This is a genomic window from Methylobacterium indicum (assembly GCF_001043895.1).
In the GTDB taxonomy this organism is placed as follows: Bacteria; Pseudomonadota; Alphaproteobacteria; order Rhizobiales; family Beijerinckiaceae; genus Methylobacterium; species Methylobacterium indicum.
Genome location: NZ_JTHF01000232.1, coordinates 24,068 through 42,833, shown reverse-complemented (window position 1 = coordinate 42,833; position 18,766 = coordinate 24,068). Strand labels below are relative to the sequence as shown.

The 18,766-nt window shown below is 69.3% G+C and carries 14 protein-coding genes and 1 tRNA gene; 8 read left to right on the top strand and 7 right to left on the bottom strand.

What is annotated here, in order from left to right; all coding sequences use genetic code 11:
• Positions 1–294: 294 nt before the first annotated feature.
• The 6 genes from QR78_RS24925 (at position 295) to QR78_RS24900 (ending at position 4,630) form a co-directional block, all read left to right on the top strand.
• Positions 295–371 (top strand) — tRNA-Trp (locus QR78_RS24925).
• Positions 372–566: 195 nt separating this feature from the next.
• The gene (secE, locus tag QR78_RS24920; RefSeq protein WP_048430288.1) at positions 567–875 is read left to right on the top strand and encodes a preprotein translocase subunit SecE; all 309 of its coding nucleotides are present in this window, start codon (positions 567–569) and stop codon (positions 873–875) included.
• Positions 876–939: 64 nt separating this feature from the next.
• On the top strand, positions 940–1,473 hold the full coding sequence (nusG, locus tag QR78_RS24915) for a transcription termination/antitermination protein NusG (RefSeq protein WP_048430291.1): 534 nt from the start codon (positions 940–942) through the stop codon (positions 1,471–1,473).
• 181 nt (positions 1,474–1,654) lie between these two features.
• Positions 1,655–2,104, top strand: a complete 450-nt coding sequence (rplK, locus tag QR78_RS24910) for a 50S ribosomal protein L11 (protein ID WP_048430287.1) — start codon at positions 1,655–1,657, stop codon at positions 2,102–2,104.
• A gap of 12 nt (positions 2,105–2,116) precedes the next feature.
• Positions 2,117–2,824 (top strand): 50S ribosomal protein L1, encoded by a 708-nt coding sequence (gene rplA / locus QR78_RS24905; protein WP_048430286.1) that lies wholly within the window; start codon positions 2,117–2,119, stop codon positions 2,822–2,824.
• A gap of 198 nt (positions 2,825–3,022) precedes the next feature.
• Positions 3,023–4,630, top strand: coding sequence for a B12-binding domain-containing radical SAM protein (locus QR78_RS24900; protein WP_048430285.1), 1,608 nt, complete (start codon positions 3,023–3,025; stop codon positions 4,628–4,630).
• Positions 4,631–4,718: 88 nt separating this feature from the next.
• Here the strand turns inward: QR78_RS24900 and QR78_RS24895 are convergent, their stop codons facing one another.
• The 6 genes from QR78_RS24895 to QR78_RS24870 all read right to left on the bottom strand — a co-directional run bounded on the left by QR78_RS24895 (position 4,719) and on the right by QR78_RS24870 (position 11,421).
• Positions 4,719–4,934 (bottom strand): putative hemolysin, encoded by a 216-nt coding sequence (locus tag QR78_RS24895; RefSeq protein WP_244276463.1) that lies wholly within the window; start codon positions 4,932–4,934, stop codon positions 4,719–4,721.
• A gap of 190 nt (positions 4,935–5,124) precedes the next feature.
• Positions 5,125–5,847: an ABC transporter ATP-binding protein gene (locus QR78_RS24890; RefSeq protein ID WP_048430283.1), complete on the bottom strand. Its 723-nt coding sequence runs from the start codon at positions 5,845–5,847 to the stop codon at positions 5,125–5,127.
• Between the two features lie 4 nt (positions 5,848–5,851).
• A complete protein-coding gene (locus QR78_RS24885) occupies positions 5,852–7,924 on the bottom strand; it encodes a branched-chain amino acid ABC transporter ATP-binding protein/permease (RefSeq protein WP_048430282.1) in 2,073 nt (690 codons plus the stop codon).
• Between the two features lie 74 nt (positions 7,925–7,998).
• On the bottom strand, positions 7,999–8,871 hold the full coding sequence (locus tag QR78_RS24880; protein ID WP_048430281.1) for a branched-chain amino acid ABC transporter permease: 873 nt from the start codon (positions 8,869–8,871) through the stop codon (positions 7,999–8,001).
• A 132-nt stretch (positions 8,872–9,003) separates the two neighbouring features.
• Positions 9,004–10,218: an ABC transporter substrate-binding protein gene (locus QR78_RS24875; protein ID WP_048430280.1), complete on the bottom strand. Its 1,215-nt coding sequence runs from the start codon at positions 10,216–10,218 to the stop codon at positions 9,004–9,006.
• A gap of 216 nt (positions 10,219–10,434) precedes the next feature.
• The gene (locus QR78_RS24870; RefSeq protein WP_048430279.1) at positions 10,435–11,421 is read right to left on the bottom strand and encodes a hypothetical protein; all 987 of its coding nucleotides are present in this window, start codon (positions 11,419–11,421) and stop codon (positions 10,435–10,437) included.
• 222 nt (positions 11,422–11,643) lie between these two features.
• On the opposite strand from QR78_RS24870, the gene QR78_RS24865 reads away from it, so the two are divergent.
• A complete protein-coding gene (locus QR78_RS24865) occupies positions 11,644–12,270 on the top strand; it encodes a carboxymuconolactone decarboxylase family protein (RefSeq protein ID WP_048430278.1) in 627 nt (208 codons plus the stop codon).
• 3 nt (positions 12,271–12,273) lie between these two features.
• Here the strand turns inward: QR78_RS24865 and QR78_RS24860 are convergent, their stop codons facing one another.
• Positions 12,274–13,335, bottom strand: a complete 1,062-nt coding sequence (locus tag QR78_RS24860) for a threonine aldolase family protein (protein WP_048430277.1) — start codon at positions 13,333–13,335, stop codon at positions 12,274–12,276.
• A 716-nt stretch (positions 13,336–14,051) separates the two neighbouring features.
• Here QR78_RS24860 and gltB point away from each other — a divergent pair.
• Positions 14,052–18,761, top strand: coding sequence for a glutamate synthase large subunit (gene gltB, locus QR78_RS24855; RefSeq protein WP_048430276.1), 4,710 nt, complete (start codon positions 14,052–14,054; stop codon positions 18,759–18,761).
• Positions 18,762–18,766: the final 5 nt, after the last annotated feature.

The window sequence follows — 18,766 nt, the reverse complement described above, 5'->3', positions numbered from 1 at the left end:
TGCGCACGATCTCCTGCGTCGTCCCATCCTCCTGGTTCGAGGCTGCCTGCAGGTCCAAGGCTGCGGTGAGGGAGGACGAGAACGGCGCTGATCGCCTCCGTCCGGGCCACGATGTCACCGATCGCCGTCACGGCCTGTCCGGTCGCGGCGCGGGATCCTGTCGGATCGCCGTCCTCCCGCGGGTGCCCGGTGGGCGACCGGAGGCAGATTGCGGGAGCGCACGACGATCTCGCGACATTCCGCTTGCATCCGGGCCGGCAAAGCGGCTAAGCAGCGGTCGCGCCGCGGCGCTGCAGGAGTGTAGCTCAACTGGTCAGAGCACCGGTCTCCAAAACCGGGGGTTGGGGGTTCGAGTCCCTCCACTCCTGCCAGGAACCGCGAGCCGACCGGAGCCTCCAGCGAAAGCCGGCAGATCTCCGTAACAATTCATCCGGGACAGTCGACAAGCGCAGGCAACTGCGCTAGACGCTGCCCCCATCCCAGATCGAACAGGCGGCTTCGCGGGCCGGGGGTGATCCTTCAGCCCGCCGCCGCCGTTGGTTTCGAGCGCATCGGTTGTCCGAGCCATGGCATCGAACGAAGCGACGAAGAAGATGGACCTCGGGCGCAACGCCTCCCGGAACACGCCGCCGGCCCGCGGCGGCTCCGCGTCGCCGACGCCGCCCGCGCGCCCGGCACAGAAGCGCGTCGGCCCGTTCGAGTTCCTGCAGCAGGTCCGCGACGAGGGCCGGAAGGTCACCTGGCCCACCCGCAAGGAGACGCTGGTGACCACCCTGATGGTGTTCGTCATGGTGGTGGTGGCGAGCGTGTTCTTCACCGTCGCCGACCAGGTGCTGCGCTACGCCGTGACGCTGGTGCTGGGCATCGGGGCCTGATCGAACAGAAGACCCGGCTGATGCCGGCCCGCGACGGGGCCGCCGCCGGATTGGAGTGAACGCCGTGTCGAAGCGCTGGTACATCGTCCACGCCTACTCGAACTTCGAGAACAAGGTCGCGCAGTCGATCAAGGACCAGGCGGCGCAGCGCGGCCTGAGCGAGAAGTTCGACGAGGTCATGGTCCCGACCGAGAAGGTCGTGGAGGTGCGCCGCGGCCGCAAGGTCGATGCCGAGCGCAAGTTCTTCCCCGGCTACGTGCTGGTGAAGTGCGATCTCACCGACGAGGTCTACCACCTCATCAAGAACACCCCGAAGGTCACGGGCTTCCTCGGGGCCGACAAGTCGAAGCCGGTGCCGATCCCGGATGCCGAGGCCGAGCGCATCAAGGGCCAGGTCCAGGAAGGCACCGACCGCCCGAAGGCCTCGATCTCCTACGAGGTCGGCGAGCAGGTCCGCGTCGCGGACGGCCCCTTCGCCTCGTTCAACGGCATCGTCGAGGAAGTCGACGAGAGCCGCTCCCGCCTCAAGGTGGCGGTTTCCATCTTCGGCCGGGCGACCCCGGTCGAGCTCGAATACGGTCAGGTCGAGAAGCTCTGATCGTACCCGGCGGTTTTTTTGCGAGTCGCACGGGGCGCGCCAGCGTGCCTCGTCGTCGGTGCTCCCGAAAAAAGCCGCCTCTCACCCGCGGAAGGCCCGCCCGGAAACGCCTCCGGGAGCCCGGGCCGCACCGCGACCTGCAACCGCCCTCAAGCAGTAGGGCTATTCTGGGAGCAGTCCCATGGCGAAGAAGATCACGGGCTACGTGAAGCTTCAGGTCCCGGCCGGCGCCGCCAATCCGTCGCCGCCGATCGGTCCCGCGCTCGGTCAGCGCGGCCTCAACATCATGGAATTCTGCAAGGCCTTCAACGCGAAGACCGCGCAGATCGAGAAGGGCACCCCGATCCCGGTGATCATCACCGCGTATCAGGACCGCTCCTTCACCTTCGAGATGAAGCAGCCCCCGGTCTCCTTCTTCCTGAAGAAGGCCGCCGGCCTGAAGATCGGCAAGAAGCCGGCCTCCGGCTCGAAGACCCCCGGCAAGGGCGCGCCCGCCGGCAAGGTCTCCGAGGCGCAGATCCGCGAGATCGCCGAGAAGAAGATGCCCGACCTGAACTGCGATTCGGTCGATTCCGCCGTCGCCATGATCCGCGGCTCCGCCCGCGCGATGGGCCTCGAGATCACCGCGTAAGGGGAGGGCGACATGGCACAGACAGGCAAGCGCATCCGCGCCGCCCGCGAGGGCATCGCGGTTACCAAGCTCTACCCGCTCGACGAGGCGGTGAAGCTGATCAAGGAGCGGGCCAAGGCCAAGTTCGACGAGACCTTCGAGGTCTCGATGAATCTCGGCGTCGATCCCCGCCACGCCGACCAGATGGTCCGCGGCGTCTGCAACCTGCCGAACGGCTCCGGCCGGACCGTGCGGGTGGCGGTGTTCGCCCGCGGCCCGAAGGCCGACGAGGCGCGGGCCGCGGGTGCCGACATCGTCGGCGCCGAGGACCTGCTCGAGACGATCCAGGGCGGCACGATCGACTTCGATCGCTGCATCGCCACCCCGGACATGATGCCGCTGGTCGGCCGCCTCGGTAAGGTGCTGGGCCCGCGCGGCCTGATGCCGAACCCGAAGGTCGGCACCGTCACCATGGACGTCAAGGGCGCCGTCGCCGGCGCCAAGGGCGGCTCGGTCGAGTTCCGCGTCGAGAAGGCGGGCATCGTCCATGCCGGCATCGGCAAGGTCTCGTTCGACGAGCAGAAGATCGTCGAGAACATCCGCGCCTTCGCCGATGCGGTCGCCAAGGCGAAGCCCGCCGGCGCCAAGGGCACCTACATCCAGCGCATCGCCGTCTCCTCGACGATGGGCCCGGGCGTGAAGGTCGATCCCTCGAGCGTGCTGGTCTCCGCCGGCGCCTGACGCCGACGCGACTGTCGCAAACACGATCTGAAACGCCCGGTCCGGCAACGGACCGGGCGTTTCGCGTTCGCGGGGGCGGCGTCTTGCCGACGACGAATGACGCTGCGGCATTGCGACTCGCGGCTAAGGCGAAGCGGCGCGGCGAAAAGCTGATGCGGCGGGGCAGCCTTCCGGCGGGGCTGTGCTAGATACGCTGCCATGCGCAGCACCGTCCCGGTCTCCTCCTCGCGACGCATCCTCTGCGTCTTCCCCGCCTACACGCCCTCGTTCGGCACCTTCTCGCACGCCTATCCGCTGATGGGCGGCGTGAAGGCGTTCATGCCGCCGCAAGGGTTGCTCGTGATCGCCGCCTACATGCCGGAGGCATGGGAGGTGCGGTTCGTCGACGAGAACATCGCTCGGGCCGGCCCCGAGGATTTCGCCTGGGCCGACGCGGTGTTCGTGTCGGGCATGCACATCCAGGAGGGCCAGATCCACGAGATCGGCCGCCGGGCGCATGCCGCCGGCAAGGTCGCAGTGCTGGGCGGCCCTTCCGTCTCCGGTGCCCCGGAAAAGTACCCGGATTTCGACTACCTCCATCTCGGCGAGATCGGCGACGCCACCGACAGGCTGATCCGGCGCCTCGACGAGACCGTGGCGGTGCCGACCGAGCCCGAGCGCTTCGAGACCGCCGACCGCCTGGCGCTCGCCGACTTCCCGGCGCCGGCCTACGAGCGCGTGCCGCTCAAGCGCTACCTGATCGGCTCGCTGCAATTCTCGTCGGGCTGCCCGTATCGCTGCGAGTTCTGCGACATCCCGCAGCTCTACGGCCGCCAGCCGCGGCTCAAGACTCCCGAGCAGCTCTGCGCCGAGCTCGACGCCATCGTGGCCCAGCCGGCTCACCCGGCGGTGGTGTACTTCGTCGACGACAACTTCATCGGCAACCGCAAGGCGACCCGCGAGATGCTGCCCCACCTGGTGGAGTGGCAGAAGCGGAACAACTATCCGCTCCAGTTCGCCTGCGAGGCGACGCTCAACATGGCCAAGCAGCCCGAGATCCTCGAGCTGATGCGTCAGGCAAACTTCATGACGGTCTTCGTCGGCATCGAGACGCCGGAGGCCGACGCGCTCAAGGGCATCGACAAGACCCACAACGCCGCCGTGCCGATGTACGAGGCGATCGAGACCCTGAACTCCTACGGGCTCGAGGTGACGTCGGGCATCATCCTGGGTCTCGATACCGATTCCGACAAGTCCGAGCAGAACCTGATCGACTTCATCGACCGCTCGGCGATTCCCGTCCTGACCATCAACCTGCTGCAAGCCCTGCCCAAGACTCCGCTCTGGGACCGGCTGGAGCGGGAGGGGCGGCTCGTCCACGACGCGAGCCTCGAATCGAACGTGCTGTTCAAGCGCCCGCACGACGAGGTGGTGGGCTCCTGGCGCCGGGCCATCGCGCATGCCTACTCGCCCGAGCACCTGTTCGAGCGCTTCAAGCGCCAGTGCGACGTCACCTATCCGAACCGGATCACCACACCGACCGCCGGCAAGCTGACCTTCACCAACCTGCGCCGCGGGCTGATCCTCGGCTTCAACATCGTCACCCAGGTCGGGCTGCATTCCGATTATCGCCGGGCCTTCTGGCGGGCGGCCGGCTACGCGCTGAAGCGCGGGCAGATCGAGGCGGTGTTCAACATGGGCTTCGTCGCCCATCACCTGATCCGCTTCACCCGCGAGGCCCTGCGGGGCGAGCACAACGCCTCGTTCTACGCGGCGCAGGACAAGGCGAAGGCGGAAGCCGCGGCCGGGGCCCGGCAGGCGGCCTGATCGGCCCGCGCCCGTCATCGGGCGCGCATCCCGGGGCTCGGCGCGGCCGAGGCCCCGGGATGCGGAGCGGGGAGGGGTGGCGATCCCCCTACCGTTGCTTTGCCGCGCGGAACAGCTGCCACTCCTCGACCACCCGCCCGTCGGGCAGATGGCAATAGCCGGCCTCGCCGGTGGCGTCCTTGCGGATCTCGACGCGCCCGCCGAGCGAGGCGCAATAGGCCGAGGCCGGATTCGCCATGGCCCAGGCCTGACCGGTCCCGACGGTGGTGGCGAGCAGCGCGGCTGCGATCATGACTCGTGTCACGGCATCTCTCCTGGTCACAGGCCGGACGGCAGGATAGGGGAGAGGCGATGAACCGGCGCTGACGCTAGAGCACTTCACGATCGCGTTGCAATCGCGAAGCACTCTAGGTCTCTGATTTTGCAGCATTTCTGCGACGAACCGGTATCCGCTTCGTCGGACAATGCTCTCGGGCGTCCCGCCGGTCCGGTCGTCAGTGCCCGCCGCCGAGATAGGCCGCCCGCACCTGCGGATCGTCGCGCAGCTGCGCCGCCGGGCCCTGGAAGCGGATGCGGCCGTTCTCCAGCACGTAGGCGTGGTCGGCGACGCCGAGCGCCGCCATGGCGAATTGCTCGACGAGCAGCATCGTCACCTGCTCCTCTTTCAGCCGGCGGATGATGCGAAACACCTCCTCCACCAGCTTCGGCGCGAGACCCATCGACGGCTCGTCGAGGAGCAGGATCTCCGGGCGCAGCATCAGGGCCCGCCCCATGGCGAGCATCTGTTGCTCGCCGCCCGACAGGGTACCGGCGAGCTGGGTGCGGCGCTCGCGCAGGCGCGGGAAGAGGGTGTAGGCCCGCTCCCGGTCGGCATTGACGTCGCCCTTCGGCCGCGAGCCGGTGAGGCGCGGGAAGGCACCGAGCGTCAGGTTGTCCTCGACCGAGAGGGTCGGAAACACCCGCCGCCCCTCGGGCGAGTGGGCGAGGCCGGTGCGGGCGACATCGTGGCTGTCGAGGCCGCCGATCTCGCGGCCGTTGAGCTTGATCGAGCCGGCGCGCGGGCGAATCATGCCCGAGAGCGCCCGCATGGTCGTGGTCTTGCCGGCCCCGTTGGAGCCGATCAGGGTGACGACCTGGCCCTTGGGCACCGTGAAGGTGAGGCCGTGCAGGACCTCGATCTGGCCGTAGCCGGCCGACAATCCGCTGACGTCGAGCATCTCTCTACTCCGCGGCGTCGGCAACGGGGCTGCCGAGATAGGCTTCGATGACCTTGGGGTCGGACTGGACCTCGCGGGCGCCGCCCTCGGCGATCTTGTGGCCGAAATCGAGCACGCTGACGCGGTCGCACAGGCCCATCACCACGTCCATGTGGTGCTCGATCAGAATCACCGTGATGCCGGCATCGCGGATCTTGCGGATGATGAGGGTGAGCTCGGCGATGTCCGGGGCGGTGAGGCCGGCCGCCGGCTCGTCGAGGAGGAGGAGCACCGGGTCGAGCGCCAGCGCCCGGCCGATCTCGAGGAGCCGCTGCTTGCCGTAGGGCAGGTTGCGGGCTTCGATCTGGGCGAGCGCGCCGAGGCCCACGAAGTCGAGGATCGCCATGGCGCGGGCCCGCGCCTCCCGCTCCTCGCGGCGGCGCCGCGGCGTGCCGAGGATCGCGTCGAACAGCGTGCCCTGGAAGCTGTGATGCAGGCCGACGAGCACGTTCTCCAGAGCCGTCATCTCGCGGAAGAGCTGGACGTTCTGGAAGGTGCGGGCGACGCCCGAAAGCGCGATCTCGGAGGGCGTGCGGCCGTCGAGGCGCTTGGCGGCATCGGTGCCGGCGGCCAAAGTCACGCTGCCGGCGGTCGGCTTGTAGATGCCGGTGAGCACGTTCATCATCGTGCTCTTGCCCGAGCCGTTCGGGCCGATCAGCCCGTGGATCGTCCCCGGACGGATCGCGAGGTCGACCTCGTTGAGGGCCTTGAGGCCGCCGAACTGCATCAGGGCCCGCTCGACCGTGAGCAGCGGGTCGGCGCCGGCGCGGCCGCCCTGGCGGATCAGCGCATCGCCGGAGGCGGCGAGGTTCTGGGTCGCCCCGGTATGGGCCGGGCGCAGGAAGGGCAGCTTCTCGCGCAAGAAACCGACGATCCCCTCGGGCAGGTAGTAGACCACGAACAGGATCATCAGGCCGAAGACGGTGAGGCGGAAATCCGTCACCGAGTCCATCGCGAGCGTCGCCGGGAAGAAGGCGAGGCAGAGCGCGCCCGGAATGAGCAGGGTCATCCGGTCGTCGCGGCGGCGCAGGAAGGCGAGGCCGACCACGATCACGGCCACCGCCGCGATGATGCCCGCCATGATCCGCACGAGGCCGATATCGGCGAGGATGTTCGGCATCATCACGATGATGGCCGCGCCGATCAGCGGCCCGGAGCGTGACTTGCGCCCGCCCATGGTGACGGCGAGCAGGAACAGCACCGTCAGCTCGAAGCCGTAGGAGTTGGGCGCGACGTAGCGCTCCGACCAGGCGAAGAGCGCGCCGGCAAGGCCCGCCAGCGCGGCCGAGATCACGAAGGCGTAGACCTTGTAGCGGTAGACGCTGACGCCCATGCAGTCGCAGGCGATCGGCGAATCGCGCAGGGCCTCGAAGGCCCGGCCGAAGGGCGAGCGCACCACCCGGTTCACCACCAGGATCGTGAGCAGCAGGCAGGCGCAGACGAGATAGTAGAATTCGAGCTTGCGGCCGGCGGCACCCCAGGGCGCCTGCATGCCGATGAGCGAGAAGTCGAGGACCCGGGCCGGCGGCAGGGTGATGCCCAGCGGCCCGTTGGTCAGGTCCGTCATCTCGTTGATGAAGATCTGGATGATGGTGCCGAAGGCCAGCGTCACCATGGCGAGGTAGGGGCCGCTCACCCGGAGCGCCGGGATCGCCAGCAGCAAGCCGAATCCCGCCGTGACGCCGATGCCGGCGAGGAGCCCGAACCACAGCCCGAGCTTGAGCTTGAGAAACAGCACCGCGGCCGCGTAGGCGCCGATGCCGAACAGGCCGGCATGCCCGAGCGAGACCTGGCCGGTATAGCCGACCACGATATCGAGCCCGAGGATCAGGATCGCGTAGATGGCGATCACGATCAGCAGGTGGATGTAGTACTGGCTGGTGACGACGTGCGGGAAGGCCGCCAGGAAGACGACGAGGAAGACGGCGCCGAGGAGGCCGACGAAGCGGCCGAGCCCGGCTTGGGAGGCCTGCGGCGCTTGGGGCACCGGCGGGGCGGTTTGCCGGGAGAGCGCCGGCGCGGAGGCGGACTGCGCCATGGTGGTGAGGAACCCTGGATGGAACGGGGAGCGAGGGCCGCTCCCGCATCCGGGGAGCGGCGCGGGACGAAAGCTCAGACCTTCTTGATCACGGCCTTGCCGAACAGGCCGACCGGGCGCACCGCCAGCACGGCGAGCAGCAGGATCAGGCCGGGCACGTCCTTGTAGCCGGTCGAGATGTAGAAGCCGGTGAGCGTCTCGGCGACGCCGAGGATCAGCCCGCCGACGATGACGCCGAGGCCGGATTCGAGGCCGCCGATGATCGCCACCGCGAAGGCCTTGAGCGCCAGCACCGAGCCCATCGTGGCGCCGGTCAGCGTCACGGGGGCGACGAGCACGCCCGCGAAGGCGGCGGTCATCGCGCTGATCGAGTAGGACAGGGTGATGACCTTGCGGGTGTTGATGCCCATCAGGCCGGCGGCGTCGATGTCGTTCGAGGTCGCCACCACCGCCTTGCCCCAGATCGAGCGGCGGTTGAACAATTCGACCGCGAGCATCATCAGCAGCGCGCCGGCGACGATCATCAGCTCCATCGGCAGCACCCGGACGCCGCCGAAGGTCAGCGCGGTCTCGGGCAGCGGCGAGGGGAACTTGAGGTCGTCGCGGCCCCAGATGTTCTCGGCGACGTTCTTGAAGATGATGCCGAGCGCGATGGTGGCCATGATCCACCCGTACTCGGACTTGATCTTGACCGCCGGGCGCACGCCGAGGCGCTCGACGACGGCGCCGAGCGCGAAGCCGAAGACCAGCACCAGCGGCAGCATCAGCCAGTAGCCGGTGAACGGCACCAGCGTCAGGCCGAACAGGGCGCCGAGCATCAGTGCCTCGCCCTGGCCGAAATTCAGGGTCTTCGAGGTGGCGAAGGTGAGCTGGTAGCCGAAGGCGATCGCGGCGTAGATCATGCCGACGGCGATGCCGCTCGCCACGAGCTGAAGAAAGATCTGCATGGGGAAAAGCTCGATGGGGGACAGGCTCGTCACGTCGGGCGGGCCCCGCGCGTCAGCCCGCCGGGACGGGGCCCGCGCTCGACGCGCAGGTGCGGGGTCCCGCGCCGCGAGCGCGGGACCCCGGGACGGCACTCAGTTCGAGGCCTTTTCCTTGACGCGGACGACGCCGGCGTTCTTGGCGTCCTCGTCCTTGGCGTAGACGATCTTGCCGTCCTGGACCTTCCCGAACACCACCATGTTGCGGCTGATGGCGTTGTGGTCCTTGGCCGTGAACGGCTTGTCGTAGGTCGTGACCACACCCTCGACCTTGGTGTTCAGGTTCTCGAGCGCGGCGCGGACCTTCGCGCCGTCGGTCGAGCCGGCCTGCTTGATCGCCGCGGCGAGCAGATAGACCGAATCGTAGCCTTGCGCGCCCGCCACCGGGGTCGGGATCTTGTTGACCTTGAAGGCGGCGTAGTAGCCGTCGAGGAAGGACTTGCGCTTGGGCAGCGTCTTATCCTCGATGAAGGTCTGGGGCATGATCACGCCGTTGCCGTTCGTGCCGGCGATATCGATGAAGCTCTGCATCGAGGCCGGCCACGAGGTGATCATCGGCACCTTCCAGCCGAGCTTGGCCATGCCGTTGGCGATCTGGGCCAGTTCCGGGCCGATGCCGTAGGCCAGGATCACGTCGGCGCCCGCCTGCTGCGACTTCAGCAGCTGGGGCGTCATGTCGACGTCCTTGATGTTGAACTTCTCGACCGCGACCGGCTTGATGCCCTTGTCCTTGAAGTACTTCTCGAGGTCCTCGCGGCCGAGCTGGCCGTAATTGGTCGAATCGGCGAGGATCGCGATCTTCTTGTAGCCCTGCGCGATCGCCTCGTCGGCCATCATGCCGGCCTGCAGCACGTCGTAGGCCGAGGTGCGGAAGACGTAGTTGTTGTCGTAATCCGGCGGGTTGAACTGGTTGGTGATGATCGTGCCGGTGGCGACGTTGTTGATCACCGGGATCTCGGCTTCCTGGTAGAAGCGCTGGGCGGCCAGAGCCACGCCGGTGTTGATGAAGCCGAGGGTCGCGACCACCTTCTCCTTATTGATCAGCTCCTGGGCGACCTGGGCGCCGACCTCGTTCTTGGCCTCGTCGTCGCGCTCGACGAGCTGGAGCTGGCGTCCGAGCACGCCGCCGTTCTTGTTGATCTCCTCGGCGGCGAGGCGCACGCCGTCGCGCATCGACACGCCCATCGAGGAGGAGCCGCCCGTATAGGGGCCGGTCACGCCGATCTTGATCGGGTCGGCGGCCAGGGCCGGGACCGCGAAGGCGGTCGCGCAGGCAAGCGCCGCCGCGAGAGCGGTCAGGGATGAGCGCATCTGGGGTTCCTCCGGGGACCGTTTCTTGCCGTCCCGGCCTGCTGCGGACGGGGATCGGGGTGCCGGATAGAACCGAAAGTGGCAGCGCTTGTCGAGCGCGTCTTTCGATCTAGAAACACATCGAAGAACGGGCGCGGACGACCGGGTTCCCGCGCCTTCGACCCGACGAGTCGAGGCGGCGGATCCCGGCTCGCGCAAGAGGCACCGCCCGCGGTCTCAATCCTTCGCCGGCTCGTCCTTGCCGGGCACCTGCGTGATGCCGCCGATCACCCGGACCGGTCGGTTGCCCTCGGGCGGGGTCTTCCAGCCGCCATCCGCCGGCTTCGTGTCGGCGGGCTTGGCCTCGGCCGCCTTGGCGGGAGCGGGCTCCTTGGCGACCGGCCCGGTCTTCGGGGCCAGGGGCGGCACGAGGGCGGCCGGGGTCTCGATTCGCTCGGGCGGCTTCTCGGCCGGCTTGGCGCGCGCCGCCGTCCTGCGGGGCGCGTCGGACTTCGCTCCCTCGGACTTTGCCGCCTCGGACGGGGCCTCGCGGCGTGGCGCGACCCCGGTTCGGGCGGCCGAGCTGTCGGGATTGAGGCCGAGCGGGTTCGACCCGGCATTGCTCGGGGTCCGGGGAGCCGGCGCGGCACGGGTCGCCGGGGAGGTCGGCTCGAATTGCGGCGCGCCCTGCGGCAGCGGGCGGGCGGCGACGCGGCGCTCCTCCGGACGATCGCCGGGGGGCAGCGGCTCGGCGCGGGGCAGCGGCACGGGGGCGTAGGCGCCTTCCTCGCGCCAGCCATTGCCGCGTGGCGCGCGATCGCGAAAGGCCTCGTCGCGCGGCCAGGGCGGGCGGCTGTCGGCCTCGGTCCAGCCGTAGCCGGGGCGGCGCCCGCCGGGCACGGTGCCGGGGGGAATCAGCGGCGCCTCCAGGCGCTCGCGGTCGAGGATGCGGCCGGTGCGGGCGTCGACGACGAGCTGCACCCGGTTGCCCCACGGGCTGTCGGCCTCGACCCGGTAGGTCTCGCCGTCGAAGCGCGGATGGGTCATGCCGGTGAAGCCGGCCCGGCCGAGGCGGAAGATCACCGCGCGGGGCGGCAGGATCGCGTCGTCCTCGTCCTCGATGGCGACCGGATAGCCTGGGCGATAGCCCTGCGCCTGTGCCGGCAGGATCGCACCGGCCATCAACGTGGCGGCGAGCGCAGCGAGACGTGCCGCGCCCGTCACGGACCGCGAACCCGTCTTGGACGGTAGTGCAGTCATCGTCCCGCATTCCCTTGTTTCCGGGGTCGTGCCGGGCGGGTGAGGCCCCGCATTCCCCTCGTGCTCGGACAATAACCTGTTAACCGCGGGAATGAGGCGGGATTGCGGGAGCGTGGCCGGCATGGGACCGGCCTTTCGGGTAAGGGACGACACCCACGCCCCCCAATGTCTCCGGAGGACCACGCCATGCCGCGCCTGCTGCCCGCGCTTCTTCTCGCGCTCCTGCCCGCCGCCTGGGCCGGTGCGGCCCTCGCCGAGGACCGGCTGCCGACGATCCCGCCCGCCCAGTACACCCCGGAGCAGAAGCAGGCCGCCGAGGCCTTCGAGGCCGCCCGCAAGGTGCCGGTCTTCGGCCCGTTCGAGCCGCTGATGCACTCGCCCGAGGTGATGACCCTGGCACGCTCGATGGGCGACTACCTGCGCTACAAGCCGAAGATCGGCACCACGCTGTCCGAGCTCGTGATCCTGGTGAATGCCCGCCACTGGACGCAGGACTACGAGTGGTACGTCCACGCGCCGATCGCCGGGAAGGTCGGCATCGCCCCCGAGGCCATCGCGGCGATCCGCGACGGCCGCCGCCCGACCGGCCTGCCGGAGGACCAGGAGACCGCCTACGACTTCACCGCCGAGCTCTTGCAGAACAAGCGCGTCTCCGACGCGACCTTCGCCCGGGCGGAAAAGCTCTTCGGCAAGCCGGGCGTCGTCGATCTCACGGCGGTCAGCGGCTACTACACCTTCCTGGCGATGGAGCTGAACGTCGCCCGCTACCCGCTGCCGAAGGACGGCACGCCGCTGCCGCGCCTGCCGGAGTAGCGCTCAGGTCGAGCGCCGCGCCAGCGCGAGGAACGCCTCCACCTCCGCCTCGGTGGTGGAGAAGGCGGTGATCAGGCGGATCATCCGCTCGTCCTCGCGCACCGCCTCGCCTGCGGGCAGGCTGCGGCTCGCCCAGTCGTAGTAGAGCGCGCCGCCGTCCCGCAGGGCCGAGTCCAGGCGGGCGGGCAGGATCGGGAAGAGCTCGTTGCCCTGGACCGGCCAGGCGAGGCGCACGCCGCGCATCTCGGACAGGCCGGCGGCGAGGCGGGCCGCCATCCGGTTGGCGTGGCGGGCATTGGCGAGCCAGTGGTCGTCGGCGAGATAGGCGTCGAGCTGGGCGGCGAGGAAGCGGCCCTTCGACAGGATGTGGCCGGCGCGCTTGCGGCGGAACTCCAGCGTCTCGGCGAGATCGGGGCGGAAGACGAGCACCGCCTCTGCCGCGAGCGCGCCGTTCTTGCTCGCCCCGAAGGACAGGATGTCGATGCCGGCCCGCCAGGTCATCTCGGCCGGCGTGCAGGTCAGGCCCGCGAGCGCGTTGGCGAAGCGCGCCCCGTCCATGTGCACGGCGAGGCCGTGCGCGTGCGCGATGCGCGACAGCGCCGCGATCTCCTCGACCGTGTAGACCTGCCCGCTCTCGGTGAGCTGCGACAGGGTGAGGGCGCGCGGCGGCATCTGCTTCACGTGACGGGTGAGGCCGCCGAGGAAGCCGTCGAGGGTCTCGGGCGCGATCTTGCCGCCGGTGCCGGGCAGGCCGTGCAGCTTGGCGCCGTGAGTGTAGAATTCCGGCGCGCCGCACTCGTCCTCCATGACGTGCGCCTCCTCGTGGCAGAGGCACAGGCCGAAGGGCGGCACCATCACGGAGAGCGCGAGCGCGTTCGCCGCCGTCCCGGTGGCGACCGGGAAGACCGCGAGGTCGGCGTGCTCGAACAGGCTGCGGAAGCGCGGGGTGAGGCCGAGCGTCAGCGGGTCGGCGCCGTAGGCCGGCATCGCGCCGCCGTTGTGGCGCACGATCGCCTCCAGGATCGGCGCGCTCGCGCCCACCACGTTGTCGCTGGCGAAATTCATCGGCCCCGGGGCTCCTCGGTCTCGCGCCCCGCGGGGCGGCGCGCCATCATGGCGGGCGCGGCCGGTCGGGACGAGCCGTCCCGGCCTCATGCCCGTCATGCCTTGCAGGCCATGCCCTGCCTATCGCCGGAAGGGGAAAGATGCGCGGCTCCGGGCGATTTCGGCGTTTCGTTGCGATTGGACGTCGCGAAACGCAAGAAAAGCACAAGCCTGGACGGAATGGCCTCTTGCTGGACCGATTGAAATCTGGCAGGTTCCCCGAGTTAGGACAGTACCGCTGTCCCATTTTCCCGGCTGGGCTCGTGCCCCCGGGTCGCAAGGGCGCTGGCTTGTGGCTTGCACGACGGCCAAACGAGATACCAAACGCGCCGCCATTCGGGCGGTGCGGGCGCACGCGGGCTGACACCAGCCTGCCGGGCGCTCGCGAGGTGCGGGCGCTCCCTTCGCGAGACGCGACCGACCCTCCCGCGGACTGAAACAAGACGAGGCGGCGGCCGTGCCCTCGGCCTGCACGCCCACGCGGCGACCCTGCGTCAGCCGCGCCACTTTGCCCGCCCTCGGCGCGGGTATAACTCGCCCCCGACCGGGCCTGCCTCATCGGCAGGCACGTCGGTTCGTGCGGCGGGCAGTCCCTTCACGGCCGGCGCGCGAGACCGCGCACCTGCCGCCTTCATGAACGAGCGCGCTCGCCCGCGAGCCTAATGGGAGACCAGACCATGAGCGGCACGGACCAGTCGCGGTCCCGGATCGGGACCCAGCACCCCTCCCGCGGGCAGACCGTTCCCGCCCTCGTCGTGCGCGATCCGGCCCTGCCGGCGCGCCAGGGCCTCTACAACCCGGGCAACGAGAAGGATGCCTGCGGCGTCGGCTTCATCGCCGACATGCACAACCGCCAGACCCACGCCATCGTCCAGCAGGGTCTCCAGATCCTGGAGAACCTCGACCATCGCGGCGCGGTCGGCGCCGACCCGAAGATGGGCGACGGCTGCGGCATCCTGGTGCAGGTCCCGCACGGCTTTTTCGCGGCGGAGGCCGAGCGTCTCGGCATCGCCCTGCCGGAGGCCGGCCATTACGGCGTCGGCCAACTCTACATGCCGCAGGACGAGGAGGGCTTTCAGCTCGTCGAGAAGATCGTCGAGAAGGCGATCGCCGACGAGGGTCTGGCGCTGCTCGGCTGGCGCGACGTGCCGGTCGACCCGAGCGACCTCGGCGAGAGCGTGAAGGCCAGCGAGCCGCGCCACCGCCAGGTGTTCATCGGCCGCCCGGCCTCCAGCGCCGACCAGGACGCCTTCGAGCGCCGGCTGTTCCTCGTCCGCAAGGTGATCTCCAACGCCGTCTACACCCTCAAGGACGCGCGGCTGAAGGAGTTCTACCCGGTCTCCCTGTCGTCCCGCACCATCGTCTACAAGGGCATGGTGCTGGTGAACCAGCTCGGCCACTACTACCTCGACCTGAAGGACGAGCGCTTCGTCTCGGCGCTCGCGCTCGTGCACCAGCGCTTCGCCACCAACACCTTCCCGACCTGGCGCCTGTCGCACCCCTACCGGATGGTCGCCCATAACGGCGAGATCAACACGCTGCGCGGCAACGTGAACTGGATGGCGGCGCGCCAGGCCAGCGTCGATTCGGACCTGTTCGGCAACGACATCTCGAAGCTCTGGCCGATCTCCTACGAGGGCCAGTCCGACACCGCCTGCTTCGACAACGCCCTCGAATTCCTCGTCCAGGGCGGCTACCCGCTCGCCCACGCGATGATGATGCTGGTGCCCGAGGCCTGGGCCGGCAACCCGCTGATGAGCGAGGAGCAGCGCGCCTTCTACGAGTACCACGCCGCCCTGATGGAGCCGTGGGACGGCCCGGCCGCGCTCTGCTTCACCGACGGCCGCCAGATCGGCGCCACCCTCGACCGCAACGGCCTGCGCCCCGCCCGCTACCTCGTCACCGATGACGGGCTCGTCGTGCTCGCCTCCGAGATGGGCGTGCTGCCGATCCCGGACGAGAAGATCGTCTCGTCCTGGCGCCTCCAGCCCGGCCGGATGCTGCTCATCGACCTCGAGAAGGGCCGCATCGTCTCCAACGAGGAGATCAAGGACGAGCTCGCCGCCGCCCACCCCTACAAGGAGTGGCTGAAGCGCACCCAGATCGTGCTCGAGGACCTGCGCCCGGTGCAGCCGCGCGAGTCGCGCACCGACGTGTCGCTGCTCGATCGCCAGCAGGCCTTCGGCTACACCCAGGAAGACCTGAAGCTCCTGATGCAGCCGATGGCCGTGACCGGCCAGGAGGCGGTCGGCTCGATGGGCACCGACACGCCGCTCTCGGCTTTGTCCGACAAGCCGAAGCTCCTCTACACCTACTTCAAGCAGAACTTCGCGCAGGTGACGAACCCGCCGATCGACCCGATCCGCGAGGAGGCCGTGATGAGCCTCGTCTCGTTCATCGGGCCGCGGCCGAACATCCTCGATCTGGAGGGCACCTCGCGCAAGAAGCGCCTCGAGGTGCGCCAGCCGATCCTGACCAATGCGGACCTGGAGAAGATCCGCTGCATCGGCCATTTCGAGGACCGCTTCGACACCAAGACCCTGGACATCACCTACGCGGCCGAGACCGGCGCGCAGGCGATGGAGGGGGCGCTGGACCGTCTCTGCGACCGCGCCGAGGCCGCGGTGCGCGGCGGCTACAACATCATCGTGCTGTCGGACCGTGCCGTCGGCCCGGACCGGATCCCGATTCCCGCGTTGCTGGCCACCGCGGCGGTCCACAACTACCTGATCCGCAAGGGCTTACGCACCTCGGTCGGGCTCGTGATCGAGTCGGGTGAGCCGCGCGAGGTGCATCACTTCGCGTGTCTCGCCGGCTACGGCGCCGAGGCGATCAACCCCTATCTCGCCTTCGAGACGCTGATCGCGATGAAGGACGAGCTGCCGCCGGAGCTGACCGACGACGAGATCGTCTATCGCTACATCAAGTCGATCGACAAGGGTCTGCTCAAGGTGATGTCCAAGATGGGCATCTCGACCTACCAGTCCTATTGCGGCGCGCAGATCTTCGACGCGATCGGGTTGAACTCGGCCTTCGTCGAGCGCGACTTCTTCGGCACCGCGACGACGATCGAAGGCGTCGGCATGGCCGAGGTCGCCGAGGAGACGGTGCGCCGCCACCGCGACGCCTTCGGCGACGCGCCGGTCTACCGCACCGCCCTCGATGTCGGCGGCGAATACGCCTACCGCCTGCGCGGCGAGGCCCATACCTGGACGCCCGACACCGTCGCGACGCTCCAGCACGCGGTCCGGCTCAACCTGCCCGACCGCTACCGGGCCTTCGCCAAGATGGTGAACGAGCAGGAGAACCACCTCAAGACGATCCGCGGCCTCTTTCGGATCAAGAGCGCGGCGGAACTCGGCCGGGCCGCGGTCGAGATCGACGCGGTCGAGCCGGCCGTCGAGATCGTCAAGCGCTTCGCCACCGGCGCGATGTCCTACGGCTCGATCTCCAAGGAGGCGCACGAGACCCTGGCGATCGCCGTCAACTCCTTCGGCGGCCGCTCGAACTCGGGCGAGGGCGGCGAGGAGCGCGAGCGCTTCCGGCCGCTGCCGGACGGCCGCTCGCGGCGCTCGGCCATCAAGCAGGTGGCGTCGGGCCGCTTCGGCGTCACGACGGACTACCTCGTCAACGCCGACATGATGCAGATCAAGGTGGCGCAGGGAGCCAAGCCCGGCGAGGGCGGCCAACTGCCCGGCCACAAGGTCGACGCCAAGATCGCCAAGGTCCGCCACTCGACCCCGGGCGTCGGCCTGATCTCGCCGCCGCCGCACCACGACATCTACTCGATCGAGGATCTGGCCCAGCTGATCTTCGACCTCAAGAACGTCAACCCGGCGGCCGACGTGTCGGTCAAGCTGGTGGCGGAGGTCGGCGTCGGCACGGTGGCAGCCGGCGTCGCCAAGGCGCGCGCCGACCACATCACCATCTCGGGCTTCGACGGCGGCACCGGTGCGGCCCCCCTCACCTCGATCAAGCATGCCGGCGGCCCCTGGGAGATCGGTCTCGCCGAGACGCAGCAGACCCTGGTTCTCAACCACCTGCGCGGCCGGGTGGCGCTCCAGGCCGATGGCGGTATCCGCACCGGCCGGGACGTGCTGATCGCGGCCTTGCTCGGCGCCGACCAGTTCGGCTTCTCGACCGCGCCGCTCATCGCGGCGGGCTGCATCATGATGCGCAAGTGTCACCTCAACACCTGCCCGGTCGGCGTCGCGACCCAGGATCCGGTGTTGCGCAAGCGCTTCAAGGGCACCCCTGAGCACGTCATCAACTACTTCTTCTTCGTCGCCGAGGAAGTGCGCGAGCTGATGGCCAGCTTGGGCGTCACCAAGCTCGACGACCTGATCGGCCGCTCGGAATACCTCGACAAGCTCGCGGCGATCTCGCACTGGAAGGCCAAGGGCCTCGACTTCACCCGGCTGTTTCACAAGCCGGACGTGCCGGAGAGCGTCGCGCTCCGCCACGTCGAGACCCAGAAGCACCCGATCGACCAGGTCCTCGACCGTCGCCTCATCGCAGCCGTCGGCGACGCGATCGAGACCGGTGTCGCGGTGACCGTCGAGGACACGATCCGCAACTCCGACCGGGCCGCGGGCGCGATGCTCTCGGGCGCCGTCGCCAAGGCGCACGGCCATGAAGGCCTGCCGGACGACACCCTGACGGTGAAGCTCACCGGCACCGCCGGCCAGAGCTTCGGCGCCTGGCTCGCCGCCGGCGTGACGCTCAGCCTGACCGGCCATGCCAACGACTATGTCGGCAAGGGCCTGTCGGGCGGCAAGCTGATCATCCGGCCCTCGGATGCGCTGGGCTCGCCGTCGGACCGCACCATCATGGTCGGCAACACGGTGCTGTACGGGGCCATCGCGGGCGAGGCCTATATCCGGGGCGCGGCCGGCGAGCGCTTCGCGGTCCGCAACTCGGGCGCCATCGCGGTGGTCGAGGGCATGGGCGACCATGGCTGCGAGTACATGACCGGCGGCGTCGTCGTGTCGATCGGCGAGACCGGGCGCAACTTCGCGGCCGGCATGTCGGGCGGCATCGCCTACGTTCTCGACGAGGACGGGTCGTTCGCCAAGCGCTGCAACCTGTCGATGGTCGATCTCGAGCCGGTCGAGGAGGAGGACGAGTTCATGCGCCGCTTCCACCAGGACGGCGACCTGGAGACCAAGGGGCGCATCGACATTCTCGAGAACATGTCGGGCCACGACGAGGAGCGCCTCGTCGGCCTCATCAACAACCACCTGAAGTATACCGGCTCGGTGCGCGCCAAGGCGATCATCGACAACTGGGAGACCTACCGCACCAAGTTCGTGAAGGTGATGCCGGTCGAGTACCGGCGGGCGCTTCGCGAGATGGAGCGGGCCCGGATGCCGGTGGCGGCGGAGTAACGACG

What these genes read in the sequence shown, in the direction of transcription:
- QR78_RS24885 (WP_048430282.1), bottom strand. Translation starts at nt 7,924, where the DNA reads ATGGCGCAGTCCGCCTCCGCGCCGGCGCTCTCCCGGCAAACCGCCCCG.
- gltB (WP_048430276.1), top strand. Translation starts at nt 14,052, where the DNA reads ATGAGCGGCACGGACCAGTCGCGGTCCCGGATCGGGACCCAGCACCCC.
- rplA (WP_048430286.1), top strand. Translation starts at nt 2,117, where the DNA reads ATGGCACAGACAGGCAAGCGCATCCGCGCCGCCCGCGAGGGCATCGCG.
- secE (WP_048430288.1), top strand. Translation starts at nt 567, where the DNA reads ATGGCATCGAACGAAGCGACGAAGAAGATGGACCTCGGGCGCAACGCC.
- QR78_RS24890 (WP_048430283.1), bottom strand. Translation starts at nt 5,847, where the DNA reads ATGCTCGACGTCAGCGGATTGTCGGCCGGCTACGGCCAGATCGAGGTC.
- QR78_RS24865 (WP_048430278.1), top strand. Translation starts at nt 11,644, where the DNA reads ATGCCGCGCCTGCTGCCCGCGCTTCTTCTCGCGCTCCTGCCCGCCGCC.
- rplK (WP_048430287.1), top strand. Translation starts at nt 1,655, where the DNA reads ATGGCGAAGAAGATCACGGGCTACGTGAAGCTTCAGGTCCCGGCCGGC.
- QR78_RS24875 (WP_048430280.1), bottom strand. Translation starts at nt 10,218, where the DNA reads ATGCGCTCATCCCTGACCGCTCTCGCGGCGGCGCTTGCCTGCGCGACC.
- QR78_RS24900 (WP_048430285.1), top strand. Translation starts at nt 3,023, where the DNA reads ATGCGCAGCACCGTCCCGGTCTCCTCCTCGCGACGCATCCTCTGCGTC.
- QR78_RS24880 (WP_048430281.1), bottom strand. Translation starts at nt 8,871, where the DNA reads ATGCAGATCTTTCTTCAGCTCGTGGCGAGCGGCATCGCCGTCGGCATG.
- QR78_RS24860 (WP_048430277.1), bottom strand. Translation starts at nt 13,335, where the DNA reads ATGAATTTCGCCAGCGACAACGTGGTGGGCGCGAGCGCGCCGATCCTG.